This window comes from Duganella radicis (assembly GCF_009720825.1).
GTDB classification, from domain to species: Bacteria; Pseudomonadota; Gammaproteobacteria; order Burkholderiales; family Burkholderiaceae_D; genus Rugamonas; species Rugamonas radicis.
Genome location: NZ_WNKY01000001.1, coordinates 658,032 through 679,001, shown reverse-complemented (window position 1 = coordinate 679,001; position 20,970 = coordinate 658,032). Strand labels below are relative to the sequence as shown.

Annotated in this window: 18 protein-coding genes; 11 read left to right on the top strand and 7 right to left on the bottom strand. The window is 64.0% G+C overall.

Annotation, left to right across the window (positions count from 1 at the left end; genetic code table 11):
* Positions 1–88 precede the first annotated feature (88 nt).
* On the bottom strand, positions 89–1,444 hold the full coding sequence (locus tag GM676_RS02755; protein ID WP_155461833.1) for an MFS transporter: 1,356 nt from the start codon (positions 1,442–1,444) through the stop codon (positions 89–91).
* Between the two features lie 130 nt (positions 1,445–1,574).
* Between GM676_RS02755 and cyoA the strand changes: the two genes are divergently transcribed.
* The 9 genes from cyoA (at position 1,575) to GM676_RS02710 (ending at position 10,151) form a co-directional block, all read left to right on the top strand.
* Positions 1,575–2,576, top strand: coding sequence for a ubiquinol oxidase subunit II (gene cyoA, locus GM676_RS02750; RefSeq protein WP_155461832.1), 1,002 nt, complete (start codon positions 1,575–1,577; stop codon positions 2,574–2,576).
* The gene (gene cyoB, locus GM676_RS02745) at positions 2,573–4,579 is read left to right on the top strand and encodes a cytochrome o ubiquinol oxidase subunit I (RefSeq protein ID WP_371866076.1); all 2,007 of its coding nucleotides are present in this window, start codon (positions 2,573–2,575) and stop codon (positions 4,577–4,579) included. Before cyoA ends, cyoB begins: the two co-directional genes overlap by 4 nt.
* Positions 4,572–5,201: a cytochrome o ubiquinol oxidase subunit III gene (gene cyoC, locus GM676_RS02740; protein WP_155461830.1), complete on the top strand. Its 630-nt coding sequence runs from the start codon at positions 4,572–4,574 to the stop codon at positions 5,199–5,201. Before cyoB ends, cyoC begins: the two co-directional genes overlap by 8 nt.
* A complete protein-coding gene (gene cyoD / locus GM676_RS02735) occupies positions 5,198–5,602 on the top strand; it encodes a cytochrome o ubiquinol oxidase subunit IV (protein ID WP_155461829.1) in 405 nt (134 codons plus the stop codon). The genes cyoC and cyoD overlap by 4 nt, the downstream gene beginning before the upstream one ends.
* Positions 5,602–6,393: an SURF1 family protein gene (locus GM676_RS02730; RefSeq protein WP_229262486.1), complete on the top strand. Its 792-nt coding sequence runs from the start codon at positions 5,602–5,604 to the stop codon at positions 6,391–6,393. Before cyoD ends, GM676_RS02730 begins: the two co-directional genes overlap by 1 nt.
* A 25-nt stretch (positions 6,394–6,418) precedes the next feature.
* Positions 6,419–7,738, top strand: coding sequence for an ATP-binding protein (locus GM676_RS02725; protein WP_155461938.1), 1,320 nt, complete (start codon positions 6,419–6,421; stop codon positions 7,736–7,738).
* Positions 7,735–8,277 carry a response regulator transcription factor gene (locus GM676_RS02720; protein WP_155461827.1) on the top strand — a complete coding sequence of 181 codons (543 nt, stop codon included), beginning with the start codon at positions 7,735–7,737 and terminating at the stop codon, positions 8,275–8,277. The genes GM676_RS02725 and GM676_RS02720 overlap by 4 nt, the downstream gene beginning before the upstream one ends.
* Entirely contained in the window at positions 8,274–8,858 is a 585-nt protein-coding gene (locus GM676_RS02715) for a 2'-5' RNA ligase family protein (protein WP_155461826.1), read from the top strand. Before GM676_RS02720 ends, GM676_RS02715 begins: the two co-directional genes overlap by 4 nt.
* A 144-nt stretch (positions 8,859–9,002) precedes the next feature.
* Entirely contained in the window at positions 9,003–10,151 is a 1,149-nt protein-coding gene (locus GM676_RS02710; protein WP_155461825.1) for a putative peptide maturation dehydrogenase, read from the top strand.
* 46 nt (positions 10,152–10,197) lie between these two features.
* Here GM676_RS02710 and GM676_RS02705 read toward each other — a convergent pair whose 3' ends face one another.
* Both GM676_RS02705 and GM676_RS02700 read right to left on the bottom strand, forming a co-directional pair.
* Positions 10,198–10,452, bottom strand: coding sequence for an NHLP-related RiPP peptide (locus GM676_RS02705; RefSeq protein ID WP_155461824.1), 255 nt, complete (start codon positions 10,450–10,452; stop codon positions 10,198–10,200).
* A 105-nt stretch (positions 10,453–10,557) separates the two neighbouring features.
* Positions 10,558–15,558: a hybrid sensor histidine kinase/response regulator gene (locus tag GM676_RS02700; RefSeq protein WP_155461823.1), complete on the bottom strand. Its 5,001-nt coding sequence runs from the start codon at positions 15,556–15,558 to the stop codon at positions 10,558–10,560.
* 98 nt (positions 15,559–15,656) lie between these two features.
* Here GM676_RS02700 and GM676_RS02695 point away from each other — a divergent pair, with 98 nt between their 5' ends.
* Positions 15,657–16,607: a 2-hydroxyacid dehydrogenase gene (locus tag GM676_RS02695; RefSeq protein WP_155461822.1), complete on the top strand. Its 951-nt coding sequence runs from the start codon at positions 15,657–15,659 to the stop codon at positions 16,605–16,607.
* Positions 16,608–16,694: 87 nt separating this feature from the next.
* A complete protein-coding gene (gene yjjJ / locus GM676_RS02690) occupies positions 16,695–18,068 on the top strand; it encodes a type II toxin-antitoxin system HipA family toxin YjjJ (RefSeq protein ID WP_155461821.1) in 1,374 nt (457 codons plus the stop codon).
* Here yjjJ and GM676_RS02685 read toward each other — a convergent pair.
* From GM676_RS02685 to GM676_RS02670, 4 genes are read right to left on the bottom strand one after another with little or no spacing between them, the layout of a single operon-like run.
* A complete protein-coding gene (locus GM676_RS02685; RefSeq protein ID WP_155461937.1) occupies positions 18,025–18,795 on the bottom strand; it encodes a GGDEF domain-containing protein in 771 nt (256 codons plus the stop codon). The two genes, yjjJ and GM676_RS02685, sit on opposite strands and share 44 nt — an antisense overlap.
* 8 nt (positions 18,796–18,803) lie before the next feature.
* The gene (locus GM676_RS02680) at positions 18,804–19,190 is read right to left on the bottom strand and encodes a DUF1987 domain-containing protein (RefSeq protein WP_155461820.1); all 387 of its coding nucleotides are present in this window, start codon (positions 19,188–19,190) and stop codon (positions 18,804–18,806) included.
* 21 nt (positions 19,191–19,211) lie between these two features.
* Entirely contained in the window at positions 19,212–19,769 is a 558-nt protein-coding gene (locus GM676_RS02675) for a SiaB family protein kinase (protein ID WP_155461819.1), read from the bottom strand.
* Positions 19,770–19,781: 12 nt separating this feature from the next.
* Complete coding sequence (locus GM676_RS02670; protein WP_371866075.1) at positions 19,782–20,939, bottom strand: SpoIIE family protein phosphatase; 1,158 nt, start codon at positions 20,937–20,939, stop codon at positions 19,782–19,784.
* Positions 20,940–20,970: the final 31 nt, after the last annotated feature.

Below are 20,970 nucleotides of genomic sequence, written 5' to 3'. Positions count from 1 at the left end.
TTGCTGCCCCGCAGCAACGTTGATAAATGCTCAAAACAACAACGGCCGCAAGCGCGGCCGTTGTTGTTTTTATGTTGCAGGAATGGTACTAGTTATCGCGGATGCTCCACGCGCGGTTGATGCTCAGCGCCGCCAGCGAGCTGACCGCGCCCGACAGCAGGTACAGGCCGGCATACGCCAGGCCGAAGTGCGAGGACACGCCCAAGGCCACCAGCGGGGCGAAACCGGCGCCCACCAGCCATGCCAGGTCCGACGTCAGCGCCGCGCCGGTGTAGCGGAAGTGCTGCGGGAAGTTGGAGGTCACCGCGCCGGCGGCCTGGCCGTACGACAAGCCCAGCAGCGAGAAGCCGATCAGGATGAAGGCGTCCTGGCCGTGCTCGCCACCATCGATCAGGAAGGGCACGAACAGGCTGAAGATGCCGATCATCGTCGCCAGCGTGCCCAGCGTGCGGCGGCGGCCGACGCGGTCGGCCACGTAGCCGGAGATGATGATGCCGATCGCCATCAGCGTCACGCCCACCATCTGCACTTGCAGGAAGCCCGCCAGCGAGCGCTGCGAGGTCAGGGTGATCCACGACAGCGGGAACACCGTCACCAGGTGGAACAGCGCATAGCTGGCCAGCGCGGCCAGCGCGCCGATGATGACGTTGCGCGACTGCGATTGCAGCAGCTCGCCCACCGGCACCGGATCGAGCTGGTGCTCGTCCAGCAGGTGCGAGTATTCATGCGTGGTCACCAGGCGCAGGCGGGCGAACAGGGCCACCACGTTGATGGCGAACGCCACGTAGAACGGGAAGCGCCAGCCCCAGTCGAGGAAGTCCAGCGAATTCAGCGTGCCCAGCATGTAGGAGAACAGGCCGGCCGCGATGACGAAGCCGATCGGCGCGCCGAGCTGACCCAGCATGGCGTACCAGCCGCGCTTGTGCTCTGGCGCATTCAGCGCCAGCAGCGAGGGCAGGCCGTCCCAGGAGCCGCCCTGGGCGATGCCTTGGCCGATCCGCAAAATTGACAACAAGATAATCGACCAGGTGCCGAGCGAGGCGTAGTCGGGCAGGAAGGCGATGCCGGCGGTGGACACGCCCATCACCATCAGGGCCAGCGTGAGCTTGGCTTCGCGCGTGAAACGGTGCTGAACTGCCATAAACGCCACAGTTCCAATCGGGCGTGCAATAAAGGCAAGCGCGAAAATGGCAAAGGCGTATAGTGTCCCGTCAAGTCGGCTTTCGTACGGGAAGAACACGGACGGGAACACCAAGGCCGAGGCAATGGCGTAGACGAAGAAGTCGAAATATTCGGAGGCGCGCCCGATGACCACGCCAATTGCTATTTCTCCGGGAGAGATATGCCCATCCCTGGCATTGATGCTGCGTGCACCAGGGCTCGTTTGATGATGTTCGTGGACGCCAGCTGCATGGACGTCACTGATAGAAGTCGTGTTAGCCATAGTCTCTTGTCTCGTGTTAGTTGTTATTACAAGGGCTGTCCAGGCGGGTAGGACAAAGTGTCCAATGGCAAGAACGGTCCTTAGTGATTACAGTAGCATGATCCCAACAATCTGTAACGTACATTACCGCATGATTCCTCCTATCGTTCGTCGTGGATTACTCCTCGCACCGTTAATGTGGCTCGCTGGCTGCGATACGGTCGTGCTGAATCCGTCCGGGGATATCGCAGCGCAGCAGGCACACCTTGTCGTTGTGTCAACCCTGCTGATGCTGTTGATTATCGTACCTGTCATGTTCCTGATCTGTCTGTTCGCTTGGCGCTATAGAAAGTCAAATACCGCCGCTGAATACAAGCCGGACTGGGACCACTCGACCAAGCTCGAACTGCTGATCTGGGGCGCACCGCTGCTGATCATCATCGTGCTGGGCCTGATCACCTGGATTTACACCCACTTGCTGGACCCATACCGTCCGCTGAGCCGCATCGATGAAAATCGTCCGGTCGCCGCCGGCGTCAAGCCGCTGGAAGTGCAAGTGGTGTCGATGGACTGGAAATGGATGTTCATCTATCCGGAGCAGGGCATCGCCACCGTCAACGAGCTGGTGACCCCGGTCGACGTGCCGGTGCGCTTCCACATGACTTCCACCTCGGTGATGAACGCCTTCTACATTCCTGCGCTGGCCGGCATGGTCTACACCATGCCGAGCATGGAAACGCAGCTGAACGCGGTCATGAACAAGGTAGGCGTGTACGACGGCTTCTCCGCCAACTACAGCGGTGCCGGCTTCTCGGACATGAAATTCAAGTACCACGGCGTATCGCAGGCGGACTTCGACGCCTGGGTGGCCAAGACCAAGGCCGGCGCCGGCACCCTGAACCGCGCTGAATTCCTGGCGCTGGACAAGCCGACCATCAAGCATCCGATCATGCACTTCGGTACTGTGGAAAAGGGTATGTACGACCTGATCCTGAACCGTTGCGTGGAAGAAGGCTCGGTCTGCATCAACACCCAGATGCACCAGGATGCCACCCGCATCAAGGCAGCCGCAGCAGCCAAGAAACTGCCAGAAGACGTGTGCGAACCGACCACCACCGTCGCCGCCACTGCTCAACCTACCCGTAAAGAATGACCATGTCTGATCTGAACCTGACCAATCTGATCATTGGACGGCTCTCGCTGGAAGCAATTCCGTACCATGAGCCCATCCTGATCGGCACCTTCGCCATGGTGGCGATCGGCGGCCTCGCGCTGCTGGCCGCCATGTTCAAATTCCGCCTGTGGGGCCCGCTGTGGCGCGACTGGATCACCTCCATCGACCACAAGAAAATCGGCATCATGTACATGGTGCTGGGTATCATCATGCTGCTGCGCGGCTTCGCCGACGCGCTGATGATGCGCGCGCAACAGGCCATCGCGTTTGGCGATAACCCCGGCTTCCTGCCGCCGCACCACTACGACCAGGTGTTCACCGCCCACGGCACCATCATGATCTTCTTCGTGGCCATGCCGCTGGTGACCGGCCTGATGAACTACGTGGTGCCGCTGCAAATCGGCGCGCGCGACGTCTCGTTCCCGTTCCTGAACAACTTCTCGTTCTGGATGACCACCTTTGGCGCCATGCTGACCATGGTGTCGCTGTTCGTCGGTGAATTCGGCAAGACCGGCTGGCTGGCGTTCCCGCCGCTGTCGGGCATCGCCGCCTCGCCTGACGTCGGGGTCGACTACTATATCTGGTCATTGCAGGTGGCGGGTGTGGGTACAACACTATCCGGTGTCAACCTGATCGCCACCATCGTCAAGATGCGCGCGCCCGGCATGTCGATGATGAAGATGCCTGTCTTCACCTGGACCGCCCTGTGCACCAACGCCCTGATCGTCGCGACCTTCCCGATCCTGACCATCACCCTGGCACTGCTGTCGCTGGACCGTATTGCCGGCTTCAACTTCTTCACCACCGAACTGGGTGGTAACCCGATGCTGTACGTGAACCTGATCTGGATCTGGGGCCACCCCGAGGTGTACATCCTGATCCTGCCGGTGTTCGGCGTGTTCTCGGAAATCGTCTCGACCTTCTCGGGCAAGCGCCTGTTCGGCTACACCTCCATGGTGTACGCGACCGTCGTGATCACCGTGCTGTCCTACCTGGTATGGCTGCACCACTTCTTCACCATGGGCTCCGGCGCGAGTGTCAACTCGTTCTTCGGCATCACCACCATGATTATCTCGATCCCGACCGGCGCGAAGATCTTCAACTGGCTGTTCACCATGTACAAAGGCCGCATCCGCTTCACCGTGCCGATGATGTGGACCGTGGGCTTCATGCTGACCTTCGTGATCGGCGGCATGACCGGCGTGATGCTGGCCGTTCCTCCTGCCGACTTCGTGCTGCACAACTCGCTGTTCCTGATCGCCCACTTCCACAACGTGATTATCGGCGGCGTGGTGTTCGGCCTGTTCGCAGGTATCAACTACTGGTTCCCGAAAGCCTTCGGCTACAAGCTGAACGAATTCTGGGGCAAGGTCTCGTTCTGGTGCTGGCTGATCGGCTTCTGGGTTGCGTTCACCCCGCTGTACATCATGGGCTTCATGGGCGTCACCCGCCGCATGAACCACTTCGATGACCCATCGTTGCAGATCTACTTCATCATCGCGGCGATTGGCGCGCTGATCATCGCCGGCGGTATCGGCGCCTTCATCCTTCAACTGTTCCTGAGCTGGAAAGACCGCGCCAAACTGCGCGACGTCAGCGGCGACCCATGGGATGGCCGTACCCTGGAGTGGGCGACCTCGTCGCCACCGCCAGACTACAACTTCGCCTTCACCCCTGTGGTGCACGACAGCGACAGCTGGTCGGACATGAAGAAGAACCACTACCAGCGTCCGCTGAAAGGCTTCGTGGACATCCACATGCCGAAGAACACCGGCGCCGGCTTCGTGATCTCGGCTCTGTCGTTCGCCTTCGGCTTCGCCATGGTCTGGCAGATGTGGATCCCCGCGGCACTGGCCTTCCTGGTCATGCTGGGTGCGATCATCGTCCACACCTTTAACTACAAGCGCGATTACTACATCAAAGCCGATGAAGTAACTCGTACCGAAGACGCACACACTCGTTTGCTGGAAAGCCATGTCTGAAATTAACGCTAACGGCGCCATGAGCGCAGATCCAAGCGCGCGTTACTACGTGCGTGAACACCATCCGGAGAACGGCACGCTGCTGGGCTTCTGGATCTACCTGATGAGCGACTGCCTGCTGTTCGCCGGCCTGTTCGCCACCTACGCAGTCCTGGGCCGCAGCTACGCGGGCGGCCCGTCGGGCGCGGAACTGTTCGACCTGCCGCTGGTGGCCCTGAACACCGGCTTCCTGCTGCTGTCGTCGATCACCTATGGCTTCGCCATGATCGCCTCGCAGCGCAAGAACCTGAAAGCCACCATCGCGTGGCTGCTGGTGACCGGCGTCTTCGGCCTGTGCTTCCTGTACCTGGAGGTGTATGAGTTCCTGCACCTGATCCACGAAGGCGCGGGTCCGCAGCGCAGCGCGTTCCTGAGCTCGTTCTTCGCCCTGGTCGGCACCCACGGCCTGCACGTGACCTTCGGTACCGTGTGGCTGGTGACCCTGTGCTTCCAGCTGGCCAAGCACGGCCTGACCCATGAAAACAACCGCCGCCTGATGTGCCTGTCGATGTTCTGGCACTTCCTGGACGTGATCTGGATCGGCGTCTTCACCTTTGTCTACCTGATGGGAGTCCTGCCATGAGCGCACCACACAACCACCATGAGCACGATGACCACGGCCATCACGGCCACGAGGGCGACGGCCACCACGGCAGCCTGAAGGACTACGCGATCGGCTTCATCCTGTCGGTGATCCTGACCGCGATCCCGTTCTGGCTGGTGATGACCCACCAGTTCGAAAAATCGAGCACCACCGCCATCGTCGTGCTGGCGTTCGCGGCGATTCAGGTGGTAGTCCACATGGTCTACTTCCTGCATATGAATGGCAAGGCCGAAGGCGGCTGGTCGATGCTGTCGACCGTGTTCACCGTCGTGCTGCTGTTCATCGTGCTGTCCGGTTCGATCTGGGTCATGTACCACATGAACAAGAACATGATGCCTTCCATGGGCAACGATGTTCACAACATGCAAGACATGCAATGATGACGGGCGCGAATAAGCGCCAACGTCCCCGCGCCCTGCGCGTCATCCTGGCCCTCGTGGCCGGGGTGATGTTTGCAGGGTTTTTTGCTTTAGGGACGTGGCAAGTCAGCCGGCTGCAATGGAAGCTGGCGCTGATCGAGCGTGTGAACCAGCGCGTGCATGCGGCGCCGGTGGCGGCGCCGGCCAAGGCGGAGTGGCCGAAACTGAACGCGGAGGCGGACGACTACCGCCGCGTGCAGCTGAGCGGCGTGCTGCTGGACGGCGCCACCACACAGGTGCTGGCGTCGCTGGAACGCGGCATCGGTTACTGGGTGGTGACGCCGCTGTGCACGGCGGATGGCATTGTGCTGATCAACCGCGGCTTCATCGAGGCGGGCGTGGGCGGCTGGAAGCCGCAGCCGGCGCCGCAGATGGCGGCGGCCGACGCCTGCGCCGCCGCTTCCGGGCCGACCGTGACCTTCAGCGGCCTGCTGCGGATGAGCGAGAAGGCAGGGCGCTTGCGCGCCAATGAGCCGGACCGCAATTACTGGTACACGCGCGACGTGCTGGCGATTGCGCAGGCGCGCGGGCTGGGCGATGGCACCGCTGTGGCGCCGTATTTCGTCGACGCCGACGCGCCGACCGCGCGGGCGGCGGGGGCGGTGGCTGGCGTGCAGCCGATCGGCGGCTTGACGGTTATTTCCTTCGTCAACAACCACTTGGTTTATGCTATCACCTGGTACGCACTGGCCCTGATGGTGGCCGCTGCGGTAGTCTGGGTTGTACGAGATGCGCGCAAACAAAAATCCTAATCCTTATGATCGTGGCCGGCCCGGCATGCCGGTGGTGGAGCCGCTGGCGGCGGTGAACGCTTCCGCCAACACCATCACCTCGGCGGCCGGCCACAAAAACATGCAGCAGCTGATCCAGCTGCGCTGGATCGCGGTGATCGGCCAGATCACCACCATCGCCACCGCCTCCATCCTGCTGGGTGTGCAGCTGCCGATGCCGGCCATGCTGAACGTGCTGGCCTGCCTGATCGCCTTCAACGTCGCCAGCATCCTGCGCTGGCAAGAGAACCAGGTGGTGTCCAACAGCGAACTGCTGCTGGCGCTGACGGTGGACGTGGCCAGCCTGACGGCACAGCTCTACCTGAGCGGCGGCGCCACCAATCCGTTCGTGTTCCTGTACCTGCTGCACGTGATCCTGGGCGCGGTGCTGCTGGAGACGTGGTCGACCTGGACCATCGTGATCGTCACCGGCATGTGTATCGCCGGGCTGGCGCTGTTCTCGGAACCGCTGCCGCTGCCGCAGGATCATGCGCTGGGCATCTTCAGCCTGTACGTGCAGGGGATGCTGATCTGCTTTATTCTCGATGCGGCGCTGCTGGTGGTGTTCATCACACGGATCACGCAGAACATGCGCGGCAGCGCGGCCAAGCTGGCGGACCTGCGCCAGCGGGCGGCGGAGGAAGAGCACATCGTGCGCATGGGGCTATTGGCATCCGGCGCCGCGCATGAGCTGGGGACGCCGCTGGCGACGCTGGCCGTCATCCTCGGTGACTGGAAGCGCATGCCGGAATTCAAAGGCAATCCGGAACTGCTGGAGGAAATCGCCGAGATGCAGACGCAGCTCAAGCGCTGCAAATCCATCGTCAGCGGCATCCTGCTGTCGGCTGGCGAGACGCGCGGCGAATCGTCGGCGGCCACCACCATCAACACCTTCCTCGATGAAGTGGTGGCCGAGTGGCGCGTGGGCCGGCCGGTGGTCGACTTTGAATTTGAAAACCGCATCGTGCCGGACCATCCGGTGGTGTCCGACTCCACGCTCAAGCAAATGATCTGTAATGTGCTGGATAATGCGCTGGAAGCGTCGCCCGCGTGGCTGCGCATGGAGACCAGCGTGGAAGGCGATACGCTGGTGCTGCAAGTAACGGACAAGGGCGCGGGCTTCGATCCGTCTATACTGGCGCAATTCGGCAAGCCATACAACTCCAGCAAGGGCCGCCCCGGCGGCGGGCTGGGGCTGTTCTTGGTGGTGAACGTGGCGCGCACGCTGGGCGGGGAAGTCACGGCGACCAACTTGTCGCAGGGCGGGGCGATGGTGCGCTTGACGCTGCCGTTGTCCGCCATCGAAATCGAATCGGAACAACAATGACGACAGAAGAAGAGCGCGTACTGCTGCTGGTAGAGGATGATGCGGCGTTCGCCCGTACTTTAGGGCGTTCTTTCGAACGGCGCGGCTACAAAGTGCTGCTGGCCGAGAACGTGGATGAGGCCAGCGCACTGCTGGTCGATAACTCACCCGGCTACGCGGTGGTGGACCTGAAACTGAAGGGCAACTCGTCCGGCCTGGCCTGCGTGCAGATGCTGCACGAGCATGACGAGGAAATGCTGATCGTGGTGCTGACCGGCTTCGCCAGCATCAACACGGCGGTGGAAGCGATCAAACTGGGCGCGTGCCAGTATCTGGCCAAGCCATCCAACACCGACGACATTGAGGCCGCGTTCGAACACGTGGCCGGCGCTGCGGACCTGGAACTGACCACGCGCGCAACCTCGGTGAAAACGCTGGAGTGGGAACACATCCACGCCGTGCTGGCGGAGACGGACTTCAACATCTCGGAAGCCGCGCGCCGATTGGGCATGCACCGCCGAACGCTCGCGCGCAAACTTGAAAAGCAGCGTGTCAAATGAGCCAGCAAGCCTCCCTGTTTGATTTCGAACCGCCGCCCAAGAACACCGACCGCCTGTTCTTTGCCGTCATGCCGGACCAGAATGCGATCGGCTCGATCCGCGCGCTGACGGCGGAACTCAAGGCGCAACATGCCATGAGCGGCCGGCCTATCGATGAAGCCAAGCTGCACGCCACCTTATGCGTGCTGGGCGACTTTCCCGGCATGCCGGATGCGCTGATCAAAACCGCCTCACGCGCGGCGGCGCTGGTGGCCGATAGCACGCTGCCGTTCAAAGTCAGCTTCGACACCGCGCAGACCTTCATCACCGGCCCGCGTCATCGTCCGCTGGTGCTGACTGGCGGCGACGGCGTCGTCGGCCTGAACGGCTTCTACAAAAACCTGTCCGGCGCGCTGCTGAAAACCAGTGGCCTGCGCAACCCGCCGGGCTACACACCGCACGTCACCATGCTGTACGACGACGTCACCGCGCCGCCACAAAGCGTGGCCCCGGTCGAATGGACCGTGCGCGAAATCGTCCTACTGCACAGCCACATCGGCCAAGGCCGCCCCTACAGCATCCTCGCCCGCTGGTCCTTTTAAAAAAAAACAACAACCCGGGGTCAGTTCTTGCAATCCAACACGAGCTCAACCGTAAGCTGCTTAACGGCTGTGCTCGTGTTGGATTGCAAGAACTGACCCCGGATTTGTGGTAGCGTTGGGGTGTCGATTTCTGTCGGGGGCATCATGCAAATCAGGCGTTGTGCTGTATTGTTTGTTGAGCCGCGCGAGGATCTGGATGTCGATTGGGCGGCGCTGTTTTCCGGCCGTGGCGCTATCGGCGCGACGGTGCAGTGGATCGCGCTGGCGCCGCATCTGGGCGAGGAGGTGGCGGTCGATGCCGCCGAACTGGCGGCGCTGGGCGGCATCAGTCTCACGCTGTGGCAGGATCGCGTGGCTTGCGAATCGCAATTCGGCGCCCGGCCGGTCGGACGCTTGCTTGAACTGGGCTTGCTGCTCAGCGATGCGCCCGAGGGCGCGGCCCTGCGCGAGCGCGATGAGGTGCTGCGCTCGCAGCATTGGCGTCCTTTGTCCGCCACCATCCACATGTTCAGCCGCTGGGCCGATATGCGCGTCGACAAGGGCATGCAGTTCCCCAGCTTTGAGGAGCTGGTCGATAATTACGGCACGCCGCCCGGTCCCACCATCGATCGCCGCGGCGACGGCCAGACCATCGTGCTGCCGCAGCCGGAACGCGCGCGCCTCGACGATACGCTGTTTCAACGCTACACCGGCCGCAATTTCGATCAGCAGGCGGTGCTGCCGTTGGCGACCGCATCGCGCCTGCTGCAACGCGCCTTCGGCTCGCAGGGTGAACGTGAAATGGCGCCCGATGCCTATGTGCTGAAGAAGCTCAGTCCCTCCGCCGGCGGTCTGCATCCCACCGAGGTGTATGTGCTGGCGCAGCGCGTTCAGGGCATCGCGCCCGGCTTGTATCACTATCAGCCGGTGCGCCATGCGCTGGAGCCGCTACAGGAGATGGCGCCGGCCGAAACCGAGGAACTGGCGCTGCGCATGGTGGCCGATCAGGACTGGTTCCAGCCGGCGCCGATGCTGGTGGTGCTGGTCACGCGGGTGGAGCGTAATTTCTGGAAGTACCGCAATCACGCCAAGGCTTACCGCGCCGTGCTGCTCGACGCCGGTCATTTGTCGCAGACGTTTTATTTGCTCGCCACCGAGGCGGGCATGCCGGCCTTCGTCACGGCCGCCGTCAACGAGATCGATATCGAACGCGCCCTCGGCCTCGATCCGCTCAAGGATATGGTGGTGGCGGTGTGCGGCTGCGGCCCGGCGTCCGGCGCGCAGAATACGGTGGAGTTACGCTACGAAGAATAAAAAAAGCCCGGTCCTGCAGGACCGGGCGTTCTGCCGGGAAGGAGCATTAACGCTGACCGGACAGGAAAAACGGAATCGCACCGGCGGCGTTTTCCACTTTGCCTTTGATGGCGTGGCGGCTGGCGGCGATCACTTCTTTCGCCGGCAGGCTGCGCGTGGTCGGGATCTGGCTGGCGTCGAGCTTGATGCCCAGGCCGCCCAAGGCCAGTTGCGGGTCTTTCAGGAAACTCTGGCGGAAGCTGTCATCGCCAGACAGTTTGGACAGCAGCAGGTCGAGATCTTGTGGGGAATGCGTGGCCATGTCTTACCTTTCGTATTGGGGAGGAGAACTATGCGTGTGGGGAACGCAACTCCATCGTAGGCCATGCACGATACGATCTCAAGGCATTTCGAGCCTTGCAAATTGCTAGGAAGCGGGGGCGGTTTCGGCCTCGTTCGGCGCCTCCTCATGCCGCGCGCTTTCCATGACAACGTCGAACGCCTGCACAAACGCGCGCAGCAAATCGGCCAGCGCCGCCGGCTCCTCTCTGAGACGGCCTTCCAGCGCGGTTGACGTTTTAAAAAGTTCGTTTGCAGAAAGATTACCCGCCGCGCCGCGGATTCTGTGCACCAGATCGGCCGCGCGCAACAATTCGCCGGAGTGGATTGCATCTTGAATCTGTTGCAAACTGGTGTCAAAGTCGTGGGCGAACACGTTGAGCAATTGCGACAGCAGGGCGTCCTGGCCGCCCAGCCTTTCCATGGCCGCGTGCACGTCGATGCCGGGACGCGGCGTTACCGGCGCGCTCGGCCGGCGCGGCAGTGGTTCGATCTCGGCCGCGGCCGCCCGGCTCAGGTCCGGCGTCACCCAGGTGGCCAGCACGGCGTACAGCGTGTCCGGATCGATCGGCTTGGTGACGTAGTCGTTCATGTCCATTTCCAGGCAACGCTCGCGGTAGCCGGCGACGGCGTGCGCGGTCATGGCGATGATGGGCAGCGCGGCATGTCGGGTCTCGCCGCGGATCAGCGCCGTGGCCTGGTAGCCGTCCATGTCCGGCATCTGGATGTCCATCAGCACCGCGTCGTAGCTGCCGGCGTTGACCATGCGCGCCGCTTCCTCGCCGCTGCCGGCGACGTCCGCGCGCACGCCCGCGCGGTGCAGGATTTCGCTGGCGACCTGCTGGTTGATGGCGTTGTCGTCCACCACCAGCACATGCGCGCCACGGATGCGCTGCACCGCCACCGGGGGCGGCGCTGTCATGGTCACCACCTGCTGGGCCGACTCCAGCCCCAGCGCCGACAGGATGGCGTTGCGCAGCAGCTGCGGATTGGCCGGCTTGTCGATGAAGGGCATGAGGCGGGTCTGTTCGATGGTTTTCTTGTCATGCTCGCGCGCATAGGCGGTCACCATCAGCACCGCCGGCACGGCCGCCAGTTCCGCGTCTTGCGCAATCAGGTGCAGGGTGTCGATGCCGTCCAGGTCGGGCATGTCGGCGTCGATCAGCAATACGTCGAAGCGTTCCAGCTGCATGGCCGCCACCGCCGCCGTGCCCGACGCCACGGCGCGCGCGTTCAGGCCCATGCCCAGCAGCTGGATCTTGAGCGTATGGCGCGTGGTCTCGCAATCGTCCACCACCAGGATGCGCTTGCCCTGGGCGGCGGCCGGCACCGGCGGCAGCGGCGCGGTCTGCTCCTGCGCCGCTTGCAGGTGCACGGTGAAGCTGAAGCTGCTCCCCACGCCCGGTTCGCTGTCGACCTTGATCTCGCCGCCCATCTTGCGCACCAGTTGCTGCGAGATGGCCAGTCCCAGCCCGGTGCCGCCGTACAGGCGCGTGGTGCTGGCGTCGGCCTGCGCGAAGGCCTGGAACAGGCGCGCCTGCTGCTCCTGGCTGATGCCAAGGCCGCTGTCCTCGACCGTGAAGCGCAGCACCAGCGGTCCGCCCGGGGTGACGTTGGGCGTGGCCGCGTCCAGTTCGACCCGCAGTTCGATATGGCCGCTGGCGGTGAACTTGAGTGCGTTGCCGACCAGGTTCACCAGGATTTGCCCCAGCCGCAGCGGGTCGCCCAGCAGGTTGGACGGGACGTCGGGCGCGGACCAGATCACCAGTTCCAGTCCGCGTTCGGCGGCGCGCCATGAGAACAGGTCGGCGATGTGGTTGAGGGTGTCGGGCAGGTCGAACGGCAGGGCCTCCAGTTCCAGCTTGCCGGATTCGATCTTGGAGAAGTCCAGCACGTCGTTGATGATCTGGAGCAGGCTTTGGCCGGCGCGGCTGATCTTGCGGAAGTAGTCGAGCGGCTGCGCCGGCAGGTCGAGATGTGTGCCCAGTCCCGCGAAGCCGAGGATGGCGTTCATCGGCGTGCGGATTTCGTGGCTGATGTTGGCCAGGAAGTCGCTCTTGGCGCGCGTGGCCGCTTCGGCGTTGGTGCGCGCCTGTTCGATCAGGCGCATGGAGCGCGCCTTGTGGAAGGCCGAGACGAAGGGTTCTTTCAGCGCCTTGAGCAGATCGAGGTCGCTGGCGGCAAACGTGGCCTGGTACTGGTAGTTCTCGAAAATGAGATAGCCCTCGACCTGGCCGTCGATCACCACCCGCACCGACAGCAGCGCGCATACGTCGCCCGGCAGCGAGTGCGGATGGTGCACTTCGAAGATGTCCGGCGCGATCATGTCCTGCGGCGGCGCGTAGCGCGTTTCGGCCTGGCGCAGGTCGATGCGGTAGGCGTCGGCGGCGGCGTCGATGCGGCCCCACGCGGCGCGCAGGGTGAGGGTCTCGCTGCCATCCTCGCGCACCAGTGCCAGCGCCGAGTCGATCCCTTTGATGATGGTCGATTCATGCAGGATGGTGTGCAGCAGGGCGTCGAAATCGATTTGCTCGTTGATGGATTTGACGATGGCGTTGAGTTTTTCCAGGTGCTGGGTGCGCGAGTAGACCAGTGCCTGCAAGGCTTCTCCCTTGCGGTGCAGCTGCCGCACGCGCCAGCGCACCAGCGCCCACGCCAGCGCGCAGGTGGCCAGGAAGTAGCCCAGCCATGCCCACCAGGTCTGGTGCCATGCAGGCAGCACCGCCACATGCATGGTCAGCTCGTCGGAATTCCACAGGCCGTCGCGATTGCTGCCGCGCATGCGCAGCAGGTAGTGGCCGGGTGGCAGGTGGCCGTAGTTGACGATGCGGCGCGTGGCGTCGACTTCGGTCCAGCGCTGATCGAAGCCCTCCAGCAGATAGGAATAGCGGTTGCGTTGCGGCGCCGAGAAGTCCAGCGCCGCCAGTTCCACCTCGAAGCCCTGCGCGCCGGGAGGCAGCACCAGCGTCGGCCCGTTCTTGTTCGCCAGCTCGGAGGGCGTCAGTGTGCGCTGGTCCAGCCGCACCGCGCTGATGACCAGCGGCGGGCGGTAGGCCCAGTCGCTCAGGCGTCCCGGATAAACCACCGCCATGCCGGCGGTAGCGCCGAATAACAGATCGCTTTCCTGCGTCACGGTGCTGGCGCCGATGTAGAAGGTGCGGAAGGCCAGGCCGTCCGCGCGGGTCAGGGCGCGTGCGCGCAGACTGCCGGAATCGATGACGGCGATGCTGTCCGAAGTGGCGGCCCAGATGCGGCCCACCGGGTCGGCTTGCAAGGCCATGATGGTGCCGTTTTTCAGCCCGGCCGAGGTGCCCACTCGCGCGAACACCGGCTCTCCCAGCGCATCGCGCCCGGTCATCACGCTGATGCCGGCGCCGTAGGTGCCGACCCACAGCCGGCCGCGCCGGTCCAGCACCAGTGAGCTGATGATGTCTTCGGCCAGCGTGGCCGGACCGGCCTTGACCTGTTCCACCTTGCCGCTGTCCGGATCGAGGCGGTTCAAGCCATTGCGGGTGGCGATCCACAAGGCGCCGTCGCCGTCGGGCACCACGGCGTGGATGCGGTTGTCGGTCAGGCCGCCGCCTTCCTGCTGCCCCTGCACGTAGCGCATCAGCGCACCGGTGCTTGGGTTGTAGCGCAGCAGTCCTTCGAAGGTGCCCAGCCATAGCTCGCCCTTGCGGACCAGAATGGTGCCGATGCGCGGATAGGGATTTTGCTGCGGCAGCGGCACGCGCTTGACGGCGGTGCCCTTGCGGCTGGTGCGGTACAGGCCCAGTTGGGTGCCGATCCACGCCTCGCCCGGTTCCGCCTCGGCCAGCGACAGCACCATGCGATTGGGCAGCGCGCTGTCCGGCTTGTGCGGATCGGGGCGTAGCGCGGCACGGCGCGCGCCGTTGGGCGGCACGATGTCGATGCCTTGGTCGGCCAGGCCGATCCAGACGTCGCCATGGCTATCGGTCATCAGCGCGGAGACGGCGGCTTCCTGCGCCCCTTCGGCGCCGAACACCGAATCGATCGCTTCGCTGTGCGGGTCGTAGATGTCGACCCCGCGCTCGGTGGTCACCCAGATCATGCCGCTGCGGTCGCGCAGCAGGGCGGCGGTGCGGTCGTTGCTCAGGCTGAAGGATACCGCCGGCTGGTGCAGGATGCGCATGCTGCGGTTGCTGTCGGTGCGGTACTCGATCACGCCGCCGCCGTAGGTGCTGGCCCACCAGATGCCGGGCGTGGTCTCGGCCACCGCCAGCACCATGTTGGCCTGTACGTCTTTCACGCCGCGCAAGGTGACGATGCGGCCGGCGTCGGCCACCGCGTCGACCAGGCCGATGCCGCTTTTCAGCGTGCCGAAGGCGATTTGTCCGCGGCTGTTCTCGCCCAGCGTCATGACGGTGTCGCTCCATGTGCCGGCGCCGCCGTCGGCGCTGACCGGGATGCTGGCGATGCTGCCGCCGGGCCGCATGCGCGACAGGCCGGTGGCGCTGCCGATCCACAGGTTGCCGGCGCGGTCGCGCAGCAGGGCGCGGATCTGGTTGTCCGGCAGGCCGGGCGTGTCCTCGTGACTGTAGCGGCGGATGGTCTTGTGGACGATATCGTAGTATTTCAGGCCGTTCGGTGTGCCGATCCACAGATTGCCCTTGTCGTCGCTGCTGATGGCGCTGACCAGGCCCCGGCTCAGCTCATCGTTGAGGCGGACGAAGCGTTCGGTTTGTTTGTCGTACATGGACAGGCCGGCGGCCGCAGTGCCGATCCACAGGCGGCCCGCCACGTCCACATGCAGTACTTGTATGAAGTCGCCGGGCAGGCTGGAGGGATCGCTGGCGTCGTGGCGGAAGCTGCGCACGCGGTAGCCGTCCCAGCGCGCCAGGCCGCTCTGGGTGCCGATCCAGATAAAGCCGTCGCCGTCCTGCGCCAGCGCCATGCCGACCGGATGCGGCAGGCCCTGGTCCAGTCCCAGATGCTCGAACAACGGCGTGGCCAGTTGGTCCCAGCGTTCGGCGCCGGCCAGGGCCGGGCCGCAAATGCCCAGGCAGGCCGCCAGCACAATGGCGGCCCAGGCGGTCCGGGTGAAGGTAAGAGCCCTTTCTATCATCATTCAAGCATACGGAAATGCTGACTGAAAGTCTATGAGGTACAACGGGAAATCCACAGCGCTTGTACAATCACCACAGGCAAACCGGAGTAGGTACGAATATGAAACCTGAAGTATTGGTCATGGCGGCCAGTCCATCGGCCAGCGTCATGGCGCAGCTGGAGCAGCATTTTCAGTGCCATCATTTGTGGCAGCAGCCGTTGGAGCAGCAGGCCGCGTGGCTGCAAGGCGTGGCGGGCGGCGTGCGCGCGGTGCTGACCACCGGTGCGATCGGCATCAACGCGGCGCTGCTGGCGCAGTTGCCAAAAGTGGAAATCGTCGCGGTGAATGGCATCGGCACCGACGCGGTGGACCTGGCGGCGACCCGTTCGCGTGGCATTTTTGTTACTAACACTCCCGGCGTATTGACCGACGATGTGGCCGACCTGGCCCTGACGCTGCTGCTGTCGGCTGCGCGCCGCCTGCCGGCGCTGGACTTCTACGTGCGCACTGGCGCATGGGAGGCGGGCAGGCCGCTGGCGCCGTCGCGCGCCCTGCGCGGTAAGGTGTGCGGCGTGTATGGCTTTGGTCGCATCGGCCAGGCGATTGCGCTGCGGGCGCAGGCCTTTGGCATGGAGGTGCGCTACTTCCAGCCGCGCGCCATCGGCGGCGTCACGGTGCCGCGCGCGGATTCGCTGCTGGCCCTGGCCGAGGCCAGCGATTATCTGGTGGTGGCGGCGCCGGGTTCGGCGGCCACGCGCCACACGGTGAATGCCGAAGTATTGGCGGCCTTGGGGCCGCAAGGTACGCTGGTGAACATAGCGCGTGGCTCGCTGGTGGACGAGGAAGCGCTGATCGCCGCGCTGCGCGATCGTACCCTGGGCATGGCGGCGCTGGACGTCTTCGCCGATGAACCGCGCGTGCCGGCCGCGCTGCGCGAACTGGAAAACGTGGTGCTGACGCCGCACGTCGGTAGCCTGACGGTGGAGACGCGCCACGCCATGGGGCAACTGGTGGTGGATAATCTGCTGGCCCATTTTGCCGGCCAGGCGCTGCTGACGCCTGTCGCATAATCGTTTCACTGCTGTGCTGTAATCATGATGTAAGTCATTGAATATGCTATATTTAACGCAATTAAATCGTTTCATATAGCGTTTCATATGGCTGATGTCTTGCAAATCCTCCGGCTGGCGCGGGTGATCACTGGCGCCGAGCTGCTGCTACGCTTGCAGAAAAGTCGCCCGACGCTCAGCCGCGCCACCATGATGCGCATGGTGCGCGAGTTGGGCGACAAGGTGGTGGTGCGCGGCGCCGCCCGCCGCACCAGCTATGCGGCGCGGCGCCCGCTGCGCGGCAGCAGCGCGTCGCTGCCAGTGTATCGTGTCGACCGCAAAGGACGCGGTGAGCAGATCGCCACGCTGGACCCCATCTATCCGGCCGGCTGCGCGCTGCGCTACGAGCAGCCGCTGGAATGGCCGCTGGCGCCCGAAATGCGCGACGGCTGGTTCCCCGGCCTGCCATATCCGATGGACGACATGCGGCCGCAGGGTTTTTTAGGCCGCAACTTCGCCCGCAACTACGCCAGCCTGCTGCAAGTTGGCCCGGACCCGCAGAAATGGCCGGAAGACGACATCCTCTACGTGCTGGCGAATCTCGGCCACGACACCGCCGGCAATTACATCATCGGCGAAGCCGCCTATCGCCGCCATCTGGAAGCCATGCGCCGCAGTCAGCAGCGCGTGACGGAACCGGATTATCCGCAACTGGCGGCGGCGGCCATGCAGGCTGGCGATGCCGGCTCCTCGGCCGGCGGCGAGTTCCCCAAATTTACCGCGTACCGCGAACTGGATGGCGATGGCGCGCACGTCATCGTCAAGTTCTCCGGCAACGATCACACGCCTGGCGTGCAGCGCTGGTCGGATTTGCTGGTGTGCGAGCACCTTGCGCTGGAAACCATCGCCGGCGAACTGGGATTGCCGGCGGCGCGCAGCCGCATCTGCCGCGCGGAGCACCGTACCTTCCTTGAAGTGGAGCGCTTCGACCGTCACGGCGAATTTGGCCGTTCCGCCGTCTGTACCTGGGCCGCGCTGGATGCCGCCTTGTTCGGCATGGCGGGCGAGAACTGGAGCAGGGCGGCGGCGCGGCTGCTGGCCGAACGCTTCATCAGCGCCGATACGCAGGCACGCATCAACCGCCTGTGGCACTTCGGCCGCCTGATCGCCAACAGCGATATGCACGAGGGGAACCTGGCCTTTGTGCCGGGCGCCGAAGGCCAGTCGCCGCTGCAACTGGCACCGGCCTACGACATGCTGCCCATGCTGTACGCGCCGGTGCGCGGGGTGGAGCTGCCGCAGCGCGAGTATGCGCCGGCCTTGCCGCTGCCGGCGGAGCGCGACGACTGGCTGGCGGCGGCCGATGCGGCGCTGGTGTTCTGGCATGCGGCCGGCGCGGATGAACGCATAGGCGCGGGCTTCCGCGCCGTCTGCAAGGCTAATGGCAGGGAGTTGAAGCGTCTGCGGGCGCTGGTGGTGTAGCGGCTTGCGTGGCCGGCAGCGGCAGCTGGGAATATACTTTGACGCAATTGCGGCCGGCGCGCTTGGCGGCGTACAGCGCCTCGTCGGCACGGCTGTAGGCCAGCTCGAAGCTGATGCCCATGGTGTTCCAGCTCACGCCTACGCTGGCGGTGATCTGGCGGTCGATCGGCGCCTCGAACACCTGGTCGGCGATGGCGTCGCAGATGCGGATGGCGACTTCGCGCGCTTCTTCCACATCGGACGTCGGCCAGATGACGGAAAACTCCTCGCCGCCCACGCGGCCCACCGCCACCTCCGGGCCAAGCAGCGTGCGCAGGCAGCTCACCACGGTTTTGATGACGGCGTCGCCGGCCGGGTGGCCGAAATCGTCGTTGATCCACTTGAAGTGGTCGATATCCAGCACGATCAGCGCCATGTCGGCGGCTTGCAGGCAGGCGCCGGCCTTGTCGATGACGGCGGCGCGGTTCAAGGCGCCGCTCAGCGGATCGTGGGTGGCGCGGTATTCCAGCTGCTGCGCCAGTTCGTGCAACTGGCGGTTCATCTGGTTCATGTCCAGCTCCGCGCGGTCGCTGCGGCGGATCAGGCGGCGGCTCTCCCGCATCAGGCGCTCGTAGTGGACGATCATTTCGCCCAGGGCCGCGCGCGGATCGGCACGCGGATCGTCATACGCCGCCCTGGCATTGGCCAGCGCGGCGTTTTCCAGCGCAAACAGGTCGGCGTCGGCCATGGGTTTCATCAGTTGCTCACTGCGTGGTCGTGGAAGTCGAGCGCGCCGAAATCGTCTTGCAGCTCCTGGCCGAATTCGAGGATGGTGTCGTCGTCCTCGTCGTGATACCAGTTCAGGCGCACCTGATTGCCGGCCATGGCGGCGTTGTTCAGCGCTTCAAAGAAGGTGAACAGCATCTTGGTGCTGGAGCTGTTGAAGTAGGCCAGCGAGACGTTGACGGTGATCTCGGCCTCCTTGCAGCCATCGAGCCATGCCTGCACGCGCGCGATCACCGGGCCGTAAAAGGCGGCGGCGTTTTCCGGATAGGATTCGCCCTTGATCGACAGCGTGTGCTGGTCGAAGCGGAAGTCGACTTCCGGCGAGGTGGGCGAGGCGGCGATAAAAAGTGGTTCCATTTGTCGTTCTCAGTATTTGGTTCAGATAATCGCTTTGATGCAGAAGATGGTCGAGTCGGGATTGCGCGCGTCCTTGACGAACTCGAACTCCAGCGGCTCGCTGGCGTCGCGCGCCATGGTCAGGAAGCCCAGGCCCGCGCCCTTGCTGTCGGCCGGCGTTTCATCGCGCAAGGCCTTCTTGTAGGCGGACTTGATCTCTTCCATGGTCATGGTGTGCAGCGGCTCCAGGCGGCTGCTGATGCGCTCCACGTTGCCGCTGTCGACCGGATTGGCGCACAGCAGGAAGAAGCTGTCGCCCTTCATGCCGATGCAGAACGAGCCGCGGCGGATCTGGTTCTCGGCCTGCTCGTCGGGCGTCAGCGTGTCGGACGAGTAGTGCATGATGTTTTGCGACATTTCGACAAACGACGAGAAGATGCGGCGGCGCGTCGGCCCGGCCGCGCCGGCGACGTCAAGGCGCGCCTTGATGGTCTCCGAAATGGCCGCCACCACGTGCTGTGAGAAATAGCCCACGTAGAAAAAGATGATGTGGCGCTTGCGTGCCACGTCAAAGAAGTCGCTGAATTCTTCGTACAACAAAACGTATTCCTCTCAGGGACGTAAACAGAAAAAGGTCAGGTCGTCGCGGCGCGGCTGTTCGCCTTGCCACGCCTGGTAGTCGTCCAGCATGGCCTGCGAGACGTGGCGCGCGCACTCGGTGCGTTTGGCCAGCAGCACATCGCGCATGCGGCGCTTGCCGTAGGCGATGTCCTTGGCGCCGCCGATCTGGTCGATCAGGCCATCGGTGGTCAGGAACAGCAGGCTGCCTTCGGGGATGTCGATGATCTTGTTGGTCCACCGGTAGTCCAGCGGCGTGTCGGTGTAGCCGACGCCCATGCGTTCGCCGTCCACCGTTTGCACCGCCTGCTGGTCCGGATCGAGCTGGAACAGCGACAGCTTGGCGCCGGCGAAGTGCAGCCGGCGGGTGGCGTTGTCGAACCAGAGGAAGGCGGCGTCCATGCCATCGTTGGATTCGGTGTGGCCGTGGCCTTCCACCTGTCCCAGCATGCCTTTGACGCCACGATTGACTTCCGCGATCAGCCGGGCAGGATCGCGCGGGCCCAATTGCTGCAAGGCCTGCGACAAAGTGGAGGACGAAATCAACGTCATGAACGCGCCCGGCACGCCGTGGCCGGTGCAGTCGGCGATGGCGGCGAACCAGCCGTCTTCGTATTTTGCGAAGTGATAGAAATCGCCGCCGACCACGTCGCGCGGCTGCCATTCGAGATGGGCGTCGTCCAGCGCGTCGGACAGGGCCAGGTTGGAAGGGCGCAGCAGCGAGCGCTGGATCACGCTGGCGTAGTCGATGCTGTGCATGATCTGGCGGTTTTTCTCGGCCTGCATATTGGCCACCACATTCATCAGCTGCAAACCGAAGCCGACACCGGCCAGCGCGCCGTCCCTGGTGACGATGAAGCCGTCGGCCAGCGCTTTCTCGCCGGATTCCACGGCGCGGAAAGTCAGCGCTTCGATGGTCATGGCGGCATCGACGATCAGCGGCTCCTTGTCCATGAAGGCGATGCAGCTCTTCTTGCCGTACAGCTCGTGATAGAAGGGCTTGGACATCTGCGACATGAAGATGTTACGACTGATCAGGCCGATGGGACGGCCGGCCTCGATCACGGGCAGGCTCATCAGGTCGCGGCGCTCGGGGAACAGGTCGAGCACGGCAAAGTTGGTGGTATCGGACAAGACAGAAATGGTTTCCACGCACAAATCGGCCGCAACCGACAAGCGAAAA